15 protein-coding genes are annotated in these 16,156 nt (G+C 52.8%); 8 read left to right on the top strand and 7 right to left on the bottom strand.

The features are described from left to right. Positions 1 to 23 precede the first annotated feature (23 nt). A complete protein-coding gene (locus AC3B6F_RS05005) occupies positions 24 to 299 on the top strand; it encodes a hypothetical protein (protein WP_489823586.1) in 276 nt (91 codons plus the stop codon). A gap of 22 nt (positions 300 to 321) precedes the next feature. Here AC3B6F_RS05005 and AC3B6F_RS05010 read toward each other — a convergent pair whose 3' ends face one another. Further along, positions 322 to 675 (bottom strand): metal-sensitive transcriptional regulator, encoded by a 354-nt coding sequence (locus AC3B6F_RS05010; RefSeq protein WP_010503891.1) that lies wholly within the window; start codon positions 673 to 675, stop codon positions 322 to 324. A gap of 261 nt (positions 676 to 936) precedes the next feature. Here AC3B6F_RS05010 and AC3B6F_RS05015 point away from each other — a divergent pair, with 261 nt between their 5' ends. The 3 genes from AC3B6F_RS05015 to AC3B6F_RS05025 are packed head-to-tail and all read left to right on the top strand — an operon-like array spanning position 937 to position 3,256. After that, on the top strand, positions 937 to 1,188 hold the full coding sequence (locus AC3B6F_RS05015) for a FeoA family protein (protein ID WP_034880933.1): 252 nt from the start codon (positions 937 to 939) through the stop codon (positions 1,186 to 1,188). A gap of 8 nt (positions 1,189 to 1,196) precedes the next feature. Then, positions 1,197 to 3,065, top strand: coding sequence for a ferrous iron transporter B (gene feoB / locus AC3B6F_RS05020; RefSeq protein WP_211567813.1), 1,869 nt, complete (start codon positions 1,197 to 1,199; stop codon positions 3,063 to 3,065). After that, a complete protein-coding gene (locus AC3B6F_RS05025) occupies positions 3,062 to 3,256 on the top strand; it encodes a hypothetical protein (RefSeq protein ID WP_228118670.1) in 195 nt (64 codons plus the stop codon). The genes feoB and AC3B6F_RS05025 overlap by 4 nt, the downstream gene beginning before the upstream one ends. Positions 3,257 to 3,470: 214 nt before the next feature. Here the strand turns inward: AC3B6F_RS05025 and AC3B6F_RS05030 are convergent, their stop codons facing one another. Together AC3B6F_RS05030 and AC3B6F_RS05035 are read right to left on the bottom strand one after the other, a co-directional pair. Continuing rightward, a complete protein-coding gene (locus AC3B6F_RS05030) occupies positions 3,471 to 5,651 on the bottom strand; it encodes a TonB-dependent siderophore receptor (protein WP_489823587.1) in 2,181 nt (726 codons plus the stop codon). Positions 5,652 to 5,684: 33 nt separating this feature from the next. Continuing rightward, on the bottom strand, positions 5,685 to 6,815 hold the full coding sequence (locus AC3B6F_RS05035; RefSeq protein ID WP_489823588.1) for an LLM class flavin-dependent oxidoreductase: 1,131 nt from the start codon (positions 6,813 to 6,815) through the stop codon (positions 5,685 to 5,687). A gap of 325 nt (positions 6,816 to 7,140) precedes the next feature. Between AC3B6F_RS05035 and AC3B6F_RS05040 the strand changes: the two genes are divergently transcribed. From AC3B6F_RS05040 to AC3B6F_RS05055, 4 genes are all read left to right on the top strand, one after another. Then, on the top strand, positions 7,141 to 9,501 hold the full coding sequence (locus AC3B6F_RS05040; protein WP_489823589.1) for a TonB-dependent receptor: 2,361 nt from the start codon (positions 7,141 to 7,143) through the stop codon (positions 9,499 to 9,501). Positions 9,502 to 9,656: 155 nt separating this feature from the next. Beyond that, positions 9,657 to 10,664: an ABC transporter substrate-binding protein gene (locus tag AC3B6F_RS05045; RefSeq protein WP_234930836.1), complete on the top strand. Its 1,008-nt coding sequence runs from the start codon at positions 9,657 to 9,659 to the stop codon at positions 10,662 to 10,664. After that, a complete protein-coding gene (locus AC3B6F_RS05050; RefSeq protein ID WP_489823590.1) occupies positions 10,661 to 12,223 on the top strand; it encodes an FAD-dependent oxidoreductase in 1,563 nt (520 codons plus the stop codon). Before AC3B6F_RS05045 ends, AC3B6F_RS05050 begins: the two co-directional genes overlap by 4 nt. Then, a complete protein-coding gene (locus AC3B6F_RS05055) occupies positions 12,220 to 12,564 on the top strand; it encodes a 4Fe-4S dicluster domain-containing protein (protein ID WP_489823591.1) in 345 nt (114 codons plus the stop codon). Before AC3B6F_RS05050 ends, AC3B6F_RS05055 begins: the two co-directional genes overlap by 4 nt. Positions 12,565 to 12,610: 46 nt before the next feature. Here the strand turns inward: AC3B6F_RS05055 and AC3B6F_RS05060 are convergent, their stop codons facing one another. The 4 genes from AC3B6F_RS05060 to AC3B6F_RS05075 all read right to left on the bottom strand — a co-directional run bounded on the left by AC3B6F_RS05060 (position 12,611) and on the right by AC3B6F_RS05075 (position 15,999). Further along, a complete protein-coding gene (locus AC3B6F_RS05060) occupies positions 12,611 to 13,696 on the bottom strand; it encodes an LLM class flavin-dependent oxidoreductase (protein WP_489823592.1) in 1,086 nt (361 codons plus the stop codon). Between the two features lie 165 nt (positions 13,697 to 13,861). Beyond that, entirely contained in the window at positions 13,862 to 14,467 is a 606-nt protein-coding gene (locus AC3B6F_RS05065) for a nitroreductase family protein (protein ID WP_023944607.1), read from the bottom strand. Positions 14,468 to 14,494: 27 nt separating this feature from the next. After that, complete coding sequence (locus AC3B6F_RS05070; protein ID WP_023944606.1) at positions 14,495 to 15,223, bottom strand: ABC transporter ATP-binding protein; 729 nt, start codon at positions 15,221 to 15,223, stop codon at positions 14,495 to 14,497. Beyond that, a complete protein-coding gene (locus AC3B6F_RS05075) occupies positions 15,220 to 15,999 on the bottom strand; it encodes an ABC transporter permease (protein ID WP_426067373.1) in 780 nt (259 codons plus the stop codon). The genes AC3B6F_RS05070 and AC3B6F_RS05075 overlap by 4 nt, the downstream gene beginning before the upstream one ends. Between the last annotated feature and the right edge of the window lie 157 nt (positions 16,000 to 16,156).

Below are 16,156 nucleotides of genomic sequence, written 5' to 3' on the forward strand. Positions count from 1 at the left end.
CATATTTTTGTGGAGTTTTCATCATGACAAAAACCCTATCTGTTCTGGCAACCCTACTCTTTGCAACTGCCGCCCATGCAACAACAGCGCCGACGCCCAAGCAGCCTTCCACACCGTCAGTTGACCCACTGGCAGGCATGAACATGGATCAACAGATGGAACTCTGTGATCATCTTGAGACGCTGAAAAAGCAGAACAAACCGCTTTCGCCGAAGATGCAGCAACAGCTCAAAGCATGTCAGGCCATGACCATGGAGTCCGTACCCGACACGGCGCCAGACGCCACACAGGACCGCTAAGCCCTCCAGACCCGAAGAGGCGTCATCGCATCATCCGGCGCACGACCTGCAACAGTTCGTCGATGGCCTCTTCGCCCCCATCCGCCTGTACGGCCTTCCTGACGCACCCATTGGCGTGAGTGGACAAAATCTGAATGGATACGCCGTCCAGCGCAGACTTGATGGCCGAGATCTGCGTCAGAATATCAACGCAATAACGGTCTTCCTGTATCATATTCAGAACACCACCAACCTGCCCCTCAATCCGACGAATACGGTTCAGGAGTGCTTTTTTCTGAGGCTGCTCAACGCGCTTTTCGCCGGATGTCTCAGAAGTGGCACAGTGGATGCACCCTTCTGCCGGAAATTCGTCTTCGTTTGCTGTCAAAGCACTCATGGGGCACATTTCCTATACACTCGGGCCAGAAGGTGCATAGCACTCCCTTGCTCCTTCCGGCCATGCCGGAAAAGCGACATGCCGTAATCTCAAATCCGGCTGGCTCCCTCCCTTTTGAAAAGACACAAGAAAAAGAACCCGGATCTTAAAAAGAAAGATGTGGATGCAATTAATTCTCATCTCTCCCTTTCCGCTTCTGCCAGATGGGCTTATCTAGTGTTCAGCCAGCCTTTCGAAAAGAACGCTGGGACGCATTAGGATATGAAGTTGATGTGGTCTCTGGATACGCTTCCCAAAGGGAATTACGCCATTATTGATCGTGTTGAAGAGCGGACCGCTGCCGATCCGATCAGTGCGCGCCTGTGTGAGCTCGGTTTTGTTCCCGGGGAAAGCGTTAAAATCGTTGCAACTGGACCGGTTGGCGCAGATCCCATTGCTGTCTCCCTCGGGACCTCCCGTTTTGCTCTTCGGAAAGGGGAAGCTGCCCGAATCATGCTTCGACGTGCCGTCTGACACGTTCCATGGCCTCTCCAGCACAAGCGTTACGCGCAGATTCCACACTACATATTGCACTGGTCGGAAATCCCAACTGCGGCAAGACTTCTCTCTTCAACCAGTTGACCGGAAGCCGCCAGAAAGTCGCGAACTACGCAGGCGTCACGGTTGAGCGGAAAGAAGGCTTCTTTTCTACACCGCAAGGCAAATCCATCCGGGTCCTGGACCTTCCCGGTGCTTACAGCCTTTCCTCAACCAGCCCAGACGAAGATGTCACACGCGATGTCTGCCTTGGACGACATCGTACGGAGCCTCGCCCGCAACTCCTGATCGGCGTGGTGTCCGCAACAAATCTCCGCCTGCATCTCCGCTTCCTGCTGGAACTCCGTGAGCTTGGCGTGCCGATCATTGTCGCCCTCAGCATGATGGACGAGGCCAAACGCAATGGCATGACCATCGATATTGCGGGGCTTGAGCGCGATCTGGGGCTGACCATTGTCCCGGTCATCAGCCTGCACCGGCAGGGTGTACAGCCTCTTCTGGAAGTTCTGGATCATCCGGTCCCGGCCCCTCCCGTCCCCTTGCAGAACGGCTTGGATATTCACGCAGAAGTACGCAGGCTGATTCAGACCTATGTCACAGACCGCTCCGCAGGGCAGGAAAGACTAGTCGATCGTCTTGACCGCTGGTTCCTGCACCCTGTCTGGGGACCGGTCATCCTGCTCATTGTTCTGTTCGTCATGTTCCAGACCGTCTTTGCGTGGGCTCAGCCCCTCATGGACGCTCTGGAAAGTGGCATTACCCTGCTTGGCGAACTGATCCTCAGGCCATTGCCTGATGGCGTTCTGAAAAGCCTTCTGGCTGATGGCGTCATTGCCGGTGCTGGCACGGTCATCGTCTTCCTCCCGCAAATCCTGATTCTTTTCCTCTGGATTCTTGCTCTGGAGGAATCCGGCTATCTGCCCCGCGCCGCATTCCTGCTGGACCGTTTGATGGCTCTTGCCGGACTGAGCGGCCGGTCTTTCATTCCCCTGCTATCGAGTTTCGCCTGCGCGATTCCCGGCATCATGGCCGCACGGACCATTCAGAATCCCCGGGACCGGCTGGTCACAATCCTGATTGCTCCGCTGATGACGTGTTCAGCACGTCTTCCGGTCTACACGCTTCTGATTGGCGCGTTCATTCCGCACAAAACAGTTCTGGGGATTTTCGGGCTTCAGGGCCTCGTCCTGTTCGCACTGTATGCGGTCGCCATTGTCAGTGGCGTTGTCGCCGCACGCATCATGACGCGTGGCGTAAAGTCCGAAGAGCATCCACTGCTTCTGGAACTGCCCCCCTATCGCCGTCCCAACCTCAAAAGCCTCGCACTAGGGCTTTGGCAACGTGCGGTCATGTTCCTGTCGCGTGTCGGGACGATCATCGTGTCTCTGAACGTCCTGCTTTGGGGTCTCTCAAGCTTCCCGCTTCCTCCGCAGGGAGCCACAGGCGCAGCCATTGATTACAGCCTGGCAGGACGCATTGGCCATCTCATGTTGCCAGTTTTCGCCCCGATCGGGTTCAACTGGCAGATCTGTGTCTCGCTTATTCCTGGTCTCGCCGCGCGCGAAGTCGCAGTCAGTGCACTGGCGACAGTATATGCGCTCGGCGTCAGCGAAGAAGCAGCCCCAGAAAAACTGCTCCCCCTCCTGTCGAGCCAATGGAGCATTGCAACTGCTTTATCTCTGCTGGCATGGTATGTTTATGCGCCCCAGTGCATTTCCACATTAGCTGTGATGCGCAGGGAAACCCGATCCATGAAGGTCGTTATAGGTGCAACCACCTACCTTTTCGGGCTGGCATATCTGGCTGCGTTTATCGTTTACCACCTGACCAAGGCCATCACAGGAGAAGCATGATGATTGAAACGATCATTGCCGTGCTGCTTGTCTCCCTTGCAGCGCTTTACTGGTACACACGCCTCTTTCCTACAGGATGGAGAAGGCTCAAAATGTCCATGGGTCTTGCAACCAGTGTTCCGTCCCCCTCACCAGCCAAAGGCTGTGACAATTGCTCTGCCTGTAGCGGAAAATCTGGTGGGTGCCATTAAATCAGCACCCAGAGGGAGACTGAAGACAGAAGGTCTTTAATGGCCTGACGAAAGAGAAGACGGATTATTTTACGTCCCTTTTTCCAACGAAAAACGTACAAGTCAGCTTAAGAACTGAAAGCGGATTGCAGCACACTGTGGCAGATATCCGAAATGCAGTGGATCGGCCACCTGCTGCGCTGCAATCATCACATTATGCCGATGACTTCTCAGTCTAAAGATCAAACCGGGCATTAAGGGAAACTGTACGAGGAGCGCCTGGAAACAGGTTTCTATTTCCGCGACTCATCCAATAACGAACATTACCAATATTTTCGACAGCAGCCCGCAATACAACATGGTGGCTAGCAATTTTGGTACTATAGGCTGCCCCTACATTGCCCACGATATAAGATGGCAACCGCACCGTATTGCTTGCATCCAGCCAACTGCGTGAAACATAATTAAATCCGGCGTTGACACTCAAACCCCGCACGGACTCCAGCCGGTAGTCTGCATTGAAGGCTGCCTGGAAAGGAGCAACCGCTTCCAGCTTATGATTCTGATACCCGGCTGCGGCCTGAACATATCGTGCATCCAGGTAAGCCAAACTGCCGTTGATATTCAAGTTTCGCGTAACCATCCACGCTCCTGCCGCCTCAACGCCCTGATACCGGGAAAGGCCGTCCTGCACATAGACATTCTGGGCATTGGTATAAGCAGACCCGGTGTCCATACGGAAAACGGCAAGAGTTCCGTTCCATGTTTTCTTCTGGATTTTCATTCCCAATTCGTATTCATCGCTCCGGATAGGTCCGAAGACCTGCATGTAATTCACGTTGGATGAACCAGCCTGCCCTCCAGACTGCATCGCCTGGACCCAACTGAAATAGGTATTAATTTCCGGTGTAATTTTATAGCTCAGGGATACAAGCGGTGTCACAGGATTATTCCTATGCGCGGCCGTCTGCTTCCCGGACGTTGAGAAGTCATTTTCCAGATAATCAGTATAACGGGCGCCCGCCATAAGAGACCAACGGTGATAAGTGACTGTGTCACTCCAGAACGGGGCCACCTGTTGGTAATCAATATAGCGATACATCCGGGGATTAAAGCTGCTTGCGCTTGTTAATGTTGGACGATCCCGGAAAATATTTCCGTATTCAACAGGGTTTTTGGCACCGGAATTTGCATCCGCATCAAACATCTGTCGCAGCCATGTCACGCCGATAATAACATCATGATGCAATGGACCAGTCTCAAAATGTCCCTGTGTCGTCGCATCAACCTGATGATACGTCAGAACACGCACCATCTCGAACGGACGGCTCATATAATCGCCATTCGTGCTGGTAAAAGTCAGCTGGTTAGACGGAAATTTTTCATCAAGATGTGTGTAGCCATATGTCAGATGGGCACTCCAGTTTTTTGAAAAATCCCAGTCAAAACCTGTACTGAAACGCTTCATATCATTGGTTTTCCAAGACCCCTTGGCACCAAAAGCCTCACGACCGCTCATGGTTTGTACTGCTCCCACTCCATTGGCAGAAGCAATCGTGTTGACCATGCCTTTTTGAAGCGTGTTCAGATAAAATGTGTTGAAATGCCAATGCAGATTATTTGTGATCCGAACATTCGTTGTGAACGACAGAGAAAGATTACGCAGGAAACTCTCGTTCACCTGATTGCCCACCTCACTGGCAAAGACAAAACGCGTCTGCACCCGATGGGCTTTATCCAGTGAACCTCCCACATCCAGCATTTGCCTAAAGACCGCATCGGAACGATATCCAGCTTCCAACGTCAGTTTTCTTTCTTCAACAGGTGCTTTTAGCTGGTAATCCAGCACCCCTCCCGGTGAGCCAAACCCATACATGAAAGCAGATGCGCCTTTGACCACCTGCACGTGATCAAAATTGGCTAATGGCAAATCAATGTACCAGTACGGAATGGCCAGACCGTCAATCTTGTACCCGTTCGTCCAATCCAGATTCAGACCACGTACCCTGACGCTTGATCCAGATGCTGTGGAAGACCCGTTCGAGTTCGCCTGAACTCCCGGCTCATAGCGCATGACATCATTGATATCACTCGCCTGCATCTGTTCAATCCGATCAGCCGAAATCGTACTGACAGAAAACGGCGTATCGAATTCCGACCGTGTTCCAAAAGCCCCCAAAGGCACTTTACGGGCCAAACGAGGTGCATGTCTTGCCACATGCACTGTCACGGATTCTGCCGTCTGGCTTCGAATATCATGAGGGATAGCTCGCCTGAGCGGCGCATCAACGACTTTCGGGGTAGTCGAATGAGTATGCGCCAGACTCGATTTTAATGCGCCGTGATGAAGAGACGCTGCTGAAGAAACACCCGGTAACGTAACAAGCAGAAGAGCGCGCAGGCTGAGACGCCTCATAATAAATATATCCTTGAGAAACATGGGATGGGGTCAGCTTGCAAGCCGCTGAAGCCGGTCTTCCCGCTCCACCAAAGCGCGAACACGGGGAATAAGATCTCGCCCATATCGCGTTGCATCCGTAAGCGGATCAAAACCCCGGATCAGAAACGTGCTGATCCCGAGACGGTAATATTCAAGCAGACTCTGTGCGACCTGTTCTGCCGTTCCCACCAGAGACGTGGAATTCCAGCGCCCTCCTGTAGCCTGCGCAACGCCTGTCCAGAGACGTTCATCATGTCGCGCAGATTTTGCAGCGATGGCCTGAAGCCTTCTCGAACCTTCATTGGTTGGAAGATTTTCCGCGACTGGAGGCGCGCCCGCATGATCAAGAGCTATTCCATTTTTTGTCGGCAAAATGACAGACTGTCTTTCTTCAATCTGAGCCTGAATACTTGCCGCACGCTCCCACGCCTCTTCCTCCGTATCCGCAATAATTGGACGAAAGGAGATGGAAAATTTCAAAGCACGGTTATGCTTTTGGCTAGAAGCCCGCACCTTTCCAACCAGTTCCGCAGCATTTGCCAATGGCTCGCCCCACAGGGCATATCCATCCGCCAGTTCACCTGCGACATTTATGGCGTCTTCCGAAGCTCCACCAAAATAAAGCGGAATACCATTCGGATTATATGGCAGCACAGTGGAAGAAGCTCTGCGCAAGCGATAGAACTCACCATCATGATCAAAAGGAGCGCCGCCCGCCCATTCCCGGCGAAGAATTTTCAGATATTCCGCTGTACGCCGATACCGCTTCACTTTTGACAGATGATCGCCATCAGCCTCAAGTTCGCGGTCATTTCCACCCGTAATAATATGTACGGCTACTCGCCCACGACTGATCTGGTCCAGGGTGGCAAACTGTCTTGCCGCAAGCGTAGGCGCAGTGAAGCCCGGACGGTGCGCAATCAGCAAACCCATCCTGGATGTAACGAAAGCAGCATGCTGTGCGATCAGAATACTCTCTGGAGAGGAGGAATGGAACGCAACAAGCGCCCTGTCAAAACCGCCGCGCTCATGGATCAACGCGGTTGCAGAAATATACTCCGGATCAACTGCGAGGCCTGAAGGATCAAGAATTTCTGTCTGTTCACACGCGCTGACATAACCGATGAATTCAACAGGCATAAACCACTCCATTTTCCAGTGGCTTTATTTTAATTACTTTATTTTCTTATACATTTTAAAAATGACAACCTTACTCCTGAAGATATGAAATGTTTCATCCTTCAGGAATTTTTTATTGAATTTCTTTGGTAAATTGAAGTTTCTCAAAGGATACAATTAAGGAATTGAAACAAAAATTATTAATCAATCAAAAGGAATACTTTTGAATAACTCCATATCCTGGAAACAGTTTTCCAGAGAAAACAACCTTGGAATCAAAAAACACGACGCCCATCCAAGGATGCCTGACATCATGCCTTCCTTCCCCAAAAGACATTCTCTTTTTATGGAAAACAGACCTCTATTCCGTTCGCTCTTGGGGACGACATGCAGCATTGCAGCCATCATGGGCGCAATGCTCGATCCGGTTGATGGCGCTCCGCTACACTATTCCTCACCCAAATCTACACCACACCCGGCAACACGCCCGCTGTTTCCTCAAAAAAATCCAGGACATGCGCCCAGTCTTCCGAATGCAGTTCAGGCCAAGGGAACAGGGGAATCCTTTTCTATCCACGGGCAATCCCATGCTGCGCGCCGAGCGGCGGCGCTCCAGAAAACACCACAGTCCGCCAGCCTGCTGACCGCCTCACAACTTGAACGGCTTGGTGTTCAGAATACCAAGCAACTCGCAAGGCTAACGCCTAATCTTTATATTCCGAACAACATGCCGGGATATTCGGTTCTGAATTATTTCATTCGTGGGATTGGAGAAATTGATCCACAAGGCGAACCTTCAGTCGGCACCTATCTCGATGGAGTTTATCTTCCCAGAAACATGGGAAACATGCAGGAACTCCTTGATGTAGCAGACATCGAAGTAGACCGCGGTCCCGTCGTCTTCTCCGGGCATCAATCCGAAGGTGGTGCAGTCAGGATCAACACGCTTTCCCCCACCAATCAGAGACGCTTTGTCGCGCAGACAGGCTACGGAACCTATAACGAATATCAGATTGGTGTTGTAGCGAGCGGCGCTCTCATCAAAAACAAGGTTTACGGCAGCATCGCCTTTGGTCGCCATGCCCGTGGTGGAATTGATCATAACTATACTGTTGGGAAAGACACGAACAACATCGACTATACGCAGGCACGCGGCAAACTGCGTTTCACTCCCAATGAAAACTGGGATATTACCCTTGCCTTTGACGGCACAATAGACGGAAGTACGAACAAGGGCTCAGGCAACCTTCTGAACCCGTATATCTATGGAAATTACAACCAGCTTTTCCCAAAAAATAATTATAGTGAAACGGGTTTCATCGGAAACGTGCGATACACGCTTTCCCCTCATCTGAAGCTTTATTCCGTCACTGGCATCCGAGGCTACGATGACAAAGGCGTTTATGACAACACCGGTGATTATTATTCCCGAACCTCCCAGCCTCTTTACTATAAAGAGAGGATGTATTCTCAGGAATTTAAACTCCATGGGGACTACGGGAAGCTCGACTTCAATGTCGGCGCATACTTCATGTATGAGGACTGGTTCACACAAAGGTGGGCGAATAACTCTTCAGGAACCGCAACGAATGACCCAGCAAAAATCCGGTATACCCCGGTTTATGCTGTCATTGATCAGGTCACTCGCAACTGGGCTCTTTATGGAGAGGCCAGTTATCACATCACGCGCGCGCTGACCTTCACAGGCGGACTTCGTTTCAACTGGGAGAACCACTCCAATTCTGAAACTCTGAATTATCTGGCACCCGGCCCATCGCATCAGTCCACTCCAGCCAACCAGCTGTCCTATATTCTCTGGGGCGCGCCGGGGGATCAGGCATGGCAGGTCTCAGAACGCAAAAGCTGGGTTCAGCTTCTTCCGAAAGGCACGCTGACCTATCAAATTCGTCCGAATTTGATGACATATGCGTCCATTTCCCAAGGAGGAAAATCGGCAGGATATGACTTCAGAGCCCAAAACCCGTCTGCTTCCGGCAGTCTTCAGGCTTCAACCCCCTATAATCCGGAAATCGTCACGACCTATGAAGTCGGCCTCAAAAGTGATCCCGTACCTGGCCGCATTCACTTTAATGGCGCACTTTTCTGGAACCAGTTCGACGATATTCAGCTCACGACAACAGACCCTTCAAACGGACTCTCACGACGTTTCAACGCAGGAAAAGGGCACTCTGCCGGCGCTGAAATCGAAACTTTCGTGAAAATTACTCGCGATCTGGATCTGCATTATACAGCCTCTTATCTCTACTCTGTCCTGGATAATTTCCGCGGCCGCGTGAGCCGAACCACACTTGCCAGTGGCCAAGTCTATAACAATACACCCTATGCAGGGGCGCCCCTCCCCTACTCGCCACGTTTCCAAACCATGGGATCTCTCACCTACACGCTCCCCATCCGGCTGCCTGGAACCTTTCGCGTGGGAGCGGATGTGTCTTTTCAATCCGCGCTTTACACCAGTTCACAAACCAATCCGCAAAACCGGTTGCCTCCACAAACCTATATTAACGCCATGGCAAGCTGGACCAGCCCCGACAGCCGCTGGTTCCTACAGGCAACTGCCCGAAATCTTCTGGATCGGCGCTATCTGCAAAGCACAACCTTTGTGCAGGGCGGGGGCGTCCCGGTTTATGAGTCCGCACAGTTTGCGGACCCGCGAACAATTTTCGTGACGTTGAAATTTACACTCTGAGACCAGCCAGTTCCCTTGTGTCTTCAAAATAACAAGGGAACTGATTATCCATAATAACAAAATAAACCCATTAGTCTTAATCATTAGAATTTTTCGAAAAATGACCTTCTGATGATTGAATAAACATTCACTTTATAAGCATGAGGAGCAATTTCATGCTTCTGTCTTCGCCTCCCCTCAAACGGCGCCACTTTCTGGGTCTGACATCCGCCGTTGCAGGAGCCTCCTTTCTGCCACGCCCACTGGCAGCACAGACAAAAGATTTTTCCCAGATCACACTCAGAGCAGCCACTTTTAGAGGCGCAGATCAAACCCTTCTTAAAGAAACCGGGCTGGACGATTTCCCCTATAAAGTCAGCTTCAGTGAGTTCAACTCAGGAAACATCATCGCTCAGGCCATCAATGCGGATGCTGTGGACATTGGCGGCTGGAGCGAAATTCCAATGGTCTTTGCGGCAACATCCGGTGCCCGCATCTCCATTGTCGCAACGCTGGAAGGACCGACCACAGATCAGGTTCTTCTGGTGCCAGAGCACTCAACAGCAACATCCGTCAAAGATCTCAAAGGAAAAAGAATAGGCTATATCAAGGCTACGACGGCGCATTATTTCCTGATCAAAATGCTGGAGCAGCAAGGTCTCTCCTGGCACGACATCACCCCTGTCGCGCTTGGGATGAGCGAAGGACTGACCGCCATGAAATCAGGGAGCCTCGATGGATGGGCAACGTATGGATATGCCATCCAGATGCTGGAAGCCGATAAAACGGCTCGCATCCTCCAAAGCGCAGAACATATTCTTTCCGGCCATTATTTTATCGGCGCTAACCCTCTCCGTCTGACGGACCCATCGTTTTGCGCCGTTGCTGCGGATTATCTCAGGCGGGTCAACAAAGCCTATTCCATCCTCAGCAACGACAAACCGCGCTGGGCACATGCCGTTTCCCCCGTCATTCAGGTACCCGAACCTCTGGTGCTGAATTACCTTCAGAACCAGAACCGCTCCTATCACCTGCGCGCATGGCGTAAAGCCGACATTACCTCTGCACAGGACATCGCAAATACGTTTACCCAAAACGGCTTTCTTCCAGAAGGAACAGAACTGGAGCCCATTTTTTCGCCGGCTCTTTCAGATGCATTGGACCATCAGAGATCTGGTCTGTGAGACACGCCCCATCTCGCCGTCTGGAAACGGATGTTTTGATTATCGGCGGAGGGCTGGCAGGGTGCTGGGCCGCAATCACAGCTGCTCAGGCGGGCGCGAAAGTCGTGATTGTGGAAAAAGGATATTGCGGCACATCTGGCGTAGCCGCGTCTGCAGGGCCAGGACACTGGTTCATTCCCCCCGAAGGCACACTCCGGCGTGACGCCATTGCACGTCGGTTGGAAATGGCAGAAGGACTTGGGGATGCAGACTGGATGGAAACCATTATAGACCGGACATTCCGGACGCTGCCCACAATTGCCAGCCATTATCGCTACACTCAGGATGATAATGGGAAAATCAGATACCACGCTTTGCGTGGACCAGAATACCTCCGCGCCCTTCGCCAGAAAGCACTGGATAGCGGTGTTATTATTCTGGATCATAGCCCTGCCCTGAAACTTCTCCGTCATGACGATGGCAGTGTAGCCGGTGCAACAGGCGTGTCCCTGAAATCAGAGCTGGATCGATGGAGTATCCGCGCAGGCGCAACTATTCTGGCAACAGGCGGATGTGCATTCCGCTCTCACTTGCTGGGGAGTTCAAACAACACTGGCGACGGACTTCTGATGGCTGCCGAGGCGGGAGCCTGCTTTTCCGGAATGGAATTCTCGGCGTTTTTCACAATTGTCCCGGCCACAACGACAATGGCACGGACCATGATCTACAGTTTCGCCAGATATTATGACGTGGCTGGCCATGAACTTGAGCGCCCGGCAAGCCCACACAATAACCACTTTCTTGCAGAAGTGCTCAGGACGGGGCCTGTTTTCTGTGACCTGTCACGTGTTCCTGATGACATCCGTAGCCAACTGCCGCAAATTTCCCCTAACGTCCCTCTGACGTTTCAGCGCCTCGGGATTGATCCTTTTACACAACGATTTCCCATTTCTCTTGTCGGCGAAGGAACAATTCGCGGCGTCGGTGGTATCCGGGTCACAAACAGGCACGCAGGCTGTGATGTTCCTGGGCTTTATGTGGCTGGCGATGTTGCTTCGCGGGAGCCCGTAACAGGCGCAATATCTGGCGGTGGGGCGGTTAATGCTGCCTGGGCACTATCCTCTGGATGCATCGCAGCAGAATCCGCCGTCGCCTACACACGCAAACAACGACGTTCCCTGAAGGAACCTATTATTCCATCCCCCGAGTATGAAACTGTCACCCGAGACCACAAGGCTGTCGAACGGGCTGTTCAGGATGAGATGCTCTCCCCTCATAAGCAGTATTTTCGAACGGCTTTTTCTTTAGAAAAATCTTCCCAGGCTCTGGAAGCAGCATGGCAACAGCTATCTGGTGACACCGTACAGAATACAAATGCACGCGCACAGCTTCGGCAGCACGAGCTGAAAGCCCTTGCGGCTGCTTCCCGCTGGTGTACCGTCAGCGCTCTTGCCCGCAAGGAAAGCCGTGGCATTCATTATCGGACTGACTCTGAGACCGTTGAGACACCCACTCATATCCTGAGCGGCGGCATTGCAAACCCGTGGGCGCGCTCAGTGCCAGTGAAAGCATTTTCATGATTGAGCTGATCGTTGAGAGCCGTTGCACGGCCTGCAATACCTGCGTGGAGGTTTGCCCGAGAGATGTTTTAATCCCCGACGAAGGTGGCGTTCCGATTATTGCCTATCAATCAGACTGTCAGACCTGCTTCCTGTGCGAACTGTATTGCAGGGCAGATGCCATTTACGTTCATCCAGACGCTGGCCACACCCACCCTCAGGACAAGGCTACCCTAGAAGCCTCAGGTCTGCTCGGAGAATACCGTCGAAATTCCGGCTGGGACGAGTGGGCAGAGCATAAAGACCTGCAAAACCAGCATTGGCGTATGGAAGATGTTTTTAGACGCGCCAGATCGTCCTGAAAACTGGACAAGGGAAGAGATCTTCGTATCTCTCCCCTTTTTGTTTTTATCCAGCAATGCGTGACGACTGCGCCTCAAGGGCTGCAACTTTTTCCCGAACCAGCGGAATAAGGTCCCGGCCATAAACGCGGGCATCTTCCAGTGGCTCAAATCCACGGATCAGGAAATTGTCGATGCCCAGTTTGTAATATTCCACCAGAGCATCTGCGACCTGTTCCGGCGTCCCAACCAGCCCTGTTGAATTTCCGGCAGCCCCGGTTAGACTGGCCACACCCGTCCAGAGACGTTCATCCTGCCTGCGGGACGTTGCGGTCTCAAGCAGACGGCGAGACCCATCATTCGGCGGCTGGTGCCCTGTCACAGGCAATCCCGCCTGCTCACGAGCCGCACGAACAAGGTTTTCAATTTCCTCAGCCCGCTGCCAGGCCGCCTCTTCAGTATCCGCAATAACCGGCCGCAGAGACAGGGAAAAACCGATCTTCCGGCCATGACGTGCTGCGGAGGATCTCACCCGACTGACGATTTCGCGGGTTGCGTCCAGCGTCTCCCCCCACGTCGCATAAACATCTGCGTGCTTCCCTGCGACGTCGAGCGCTTCCGCAGACGTTCCTCCAAAGAAAACCGGCAGGTTTTGCGGATGAATGGAACTCTGCGCCTGACGGATATGATAGAAACGACCATCGTGATCGAAAGGCGCAGCAGAACTCCATTCCTGCTTCAGAATATCGAGATATTCATCGCTGCGGATATAACGCTCCGCCTTGGTTGTCCCGACATCTCCATCCCGGGCCATTTCGGAATCCGCGCCCCCCGTGATGATATGAACAGCCACGCGCCCTTGGGAAAGCTGATCCAGCGTTGCGAGCTGTCGTGCAGCAAGCGTAGGCTGCGTAAAACCCGGACGATGCGCAACAAGAAAGCCCAGTCGACTGGTTAAAGCCGCACCATACGCAGCAACGAGCTGGCTTTCAGGCGAATTGGAGCCAAAAGGAATCAGCACACGGTCAAAACCGCCCTCTTCCTGCACCTGAAGCGCCTGCTGCACATAAGCAAGATCCAGCGCACGATCCCTGACGCCAGCATGAATTTCGGATCTGTTATTGAAACCAATATACCCGATGAAGTTAACCATCCTGAGTCTCCAGTTTTATCAGGACTTCATCGTAAAAGAAAAAGATCCGAAATAATCGCGATATCGGGAAAAGTCATTCATCAGCACGACTGAACGAAAAAACGCCTTTCCCGACACAGGAAAGGCGCCTCTTGCAATGTCAGAAACGGAAAAGGGTTGGGGCCTTTATTGCCCGTCTGGTCTGAAACGGCCCTCAAACGCAATAGTCTCAAGCGGCAGACGGCCAGAGGGTTGCTCCCGTTGCCGCAATTCCTCTGGCAGAACACCGGCCTCTGCCTGCCGACCAATAACAAGAGCTGCATGGACCTGATACTCTTCAGGCAGTTCCAGCCCCGCATGGGCCAGATCACGATCAAAACCACTGATCGGATGAACCGCCCACCCTGCCTGTGACGCCTGAAGCTGTATCAGAACCGAAGCTGCACCTGCATCGAACGCATGAGTCGGAAGAGGAGACGGCTCCCCCGTTCTGCTGGAAATCGTGATTGTTTTGGAAACGATATAGACTATGGCGGAAGCATTTTCCGCCCAGCTTCGGTTGAACGGAATCAACCATGACAGAAACCGGTCCCAATCCGGTGTATTCCGGCGGGCATGAATAAAACGCCAGGGCTGGATATTGTAAGCTGACGGCGCCCAACGCCCTGCATCCAGAAAACCGAGCAGGTCTTGCGGATCAATGTCCGTCGGCTGATAGGCCCGGGGCGACCATCGATCGAGAATAACCGGGAGAACATTAGAACCCGGTGCGCGATCAGGGGCAGTTGTCATGACATTAGCCTTATCAGAAATAGGAACTTATGCAGCATGCACGCCTAGCGCATCCAGCAATAGACTTCGCAGCCCTTCGAATCCCGGATCAGAGTGCCGTCGAGGACGGGGAAGAGTAATGGGAACATCCACACGGATGCGTCCTCGCTCAAGCACCACGGCCCGGTCCGCGAGAAGAAGAGCCTCATCAACATCATGAGTCACAAGCAGAACCGCGCAGCCATGCTTCTTCCAAAGATCTGCGACCAGTTGCTGCATTTTCAACCGTGTCAAAGCATCGAGGGCAGCAAATGGCTCATCCAGCATCAGAAAAGCAGGCTCTCTGACAAGCGCACGCGCAAGAGCCGCTCGCTGGGCTTCTCCACCTGAGAGCGTCAGTGGCCAAGCGTTGCTGCGATGAGATAAACCGACTTCTTCAAGAACAGCATCCGCCCGCTGCCGAATAGCTTTATCTTCCTGCCCCAGAACAACATTCTTCCACACACGTTTCCATGGGAGAAGACGATGCTCCTGAAACACGACCGAGACGTCGCGCGGTCGGGTCACTGATCCGTCTGTCACAGGATCAAGCCCGGCAAGCGTTCTCAAAAGCGTCGACTTTCCGGACCCACTGTGCCCCAAAAGAGCAACAAATTCGCCCGGCGCAATCGCCAGATCCAGTTCATCCAGAACAGGAGGACCATTGTTGAAACGACGCGTGAGTCGCTCCACAATAACGGCTGTGCCGGCATGAACATCAGACTGTGTGTGAGTCATGCCGTACGCCCTTTCCGTCCATCCGGACGCCAGGCCAGCAGCGTGCTTTCCAGAAGGCGGACAATCTGATCAGACATCAAGCCCAGCACGCCGTAAACCAGAAGTCCGACAAGAATGATGTCAGTTCGCAAAAAGTCCTGAGCATCCATCATCATATGTCCGATGCCACTTTCCGCGTTCACCTGTTCAGCAACGACCAGCATCAGCCAGGACACTCCAACAGCGTATCGTAGCCCGGTCAAAAAATCAGGTAATGCGCCCGGGAGGTAAACATCCCGAATGGTCTGCCATCGGGACAGCCCAAGCGTGGATGCCATCTCCACAAGCTTCGGATCGATAGACCGAATGCCCTTATGCAAATTCAGGTAGATCGGAAACGTCGCTCCCAGCGCGACAAGCAGAATCTTGGGTGTCTCGCCGATTCCAAACCACAGGATAAACAGCGGCACAAGCGCCAGTGCAGGCAACGTTCGCAGGATTTGCAGAGGCGCATCCACAATATCCTCCCCGATACGGGACAGTCCCGAAAGAAGCGCCAGAACAACCCCCACACTGATGGCAAGACCGAGGCCACTTCCGGCCCGCAGAAGCGAAACACCCAGATTGAAAGGCAACGTCCCGTCACGCACCAGCGTCCAACCCGTTACAGCGATCTGAATCGGGGACGCCACAAGTCGGGTGGAAAGTAACCCGGAAGAGCAGGCAATCTGCCAGAGGCAGACCAACACAACGGGAGACGCATAACGCCTTATGGAAACAAGCCTCCTCAAACTCAGGGTTTTCCCCTTGGATTCGGCAGTCTTGTACGATCCAGTCAGCGTAATGGCGTCTGACACCGGGCGTCCTCCCACAGGCAGCGATAGACGCCCACCTTCCCTATTCTACACCCGGATGTCAGGTGAATATTATAAATACCAGTCTTTGAAGTGATTT

Source organism: Gluconobacter sp. ESL1110 (genome assembly GCF_058107395.1).

Coding starts and splice junctions, on each gene's coding strand:
- AC3B6F_RS05065 (WP_023944607.1), bottom strand. CDS start 14,467: ATGACAACTGCCCCTGATCGCGCACCGGGTTCTAATGTTCTCCCGGTT.
- AC3B6F_RS05005 (WP_489823586.1), top strand. CDS start 24: ATGACAAAAACCCTATCTGTTCTGGCAACCCTACTCTTTGCAACTGCC.
- AC3B6F_RS05045 (WP_234930836.1), top strand. CDS start 9,657: ATGCTTCTGTCTTCGCCTCCCCTCAAACGGCGCCACTTTCTGGGTCTG.
- AC3B6F_RS05015 (WP_034880933.1), top strand. CDS start 937: ATGAAGTTGATGTGGTCTCTGGATACGCTTCCCAAAGGGAATTACGCC.
- AC3B6F_RS05060 (WP_489823592.1), bottom strand. CDS start 13,696: ATGGTTAACTTCATCGGGTATATTGGTTTCAATAACAGATCCGAAATT.
- AC3B6F_RS05070 (WP_023944606.1), bottom strand. CDS start 15,223: ATGACTCACACACAGTCTGATGTTCATGCCGGCACAGCCGTTATTGTG.
- AC3B6F_RS05040 (WP_489823589.1), top strand. CDS start 7,141: ATGGAAAACAGACCTCTATTCCGTTCGCTCTTGGGGACGACATGCAGC.
- AC3B6F_RS05055 (WP_489823591.1), top strand. CDS start 12,220: ATGATTGAGCTGATCGTTGAGAGCCGTTGCACGGCCTGCAATACCTGC.
- AC3B6F_RS05030 (WP_489823587.1), bottom strand. CDS start 5,651: ATGAGGCGTCTCAGCCTGCGCGCTCTTCTGCTTGTTACGTTACCGGGT.
- AC3B6F_RS05035 (WP_489823588.1), bottom strand. CDS start 6,815: ATGCCTGTTGAATTCATCGGTTATGTCAGCGCGTGTGAACAGACAGAA.
- AC3B6F_RS05010 (WP_010503891.1), bottom strand. CDS start 675: ATGAGTGCTTTGACAGCAAACGAAGACGAATTTCCGGCAGAAGGGTGC.
- AC3B6F_RS05025 (WP_228118670.1), top strand. CDS start 3,062: ATGATGATTGAAACGATCATTGCCGTGCTGCTTGTCTCCCTTGCAGCG.
- feoB (WP_211567813.1), top strand. CDS start 1,197: ATGGCCTCTCCAGCACAAGCGTTACGCGCAGATTCCACACTACATATT.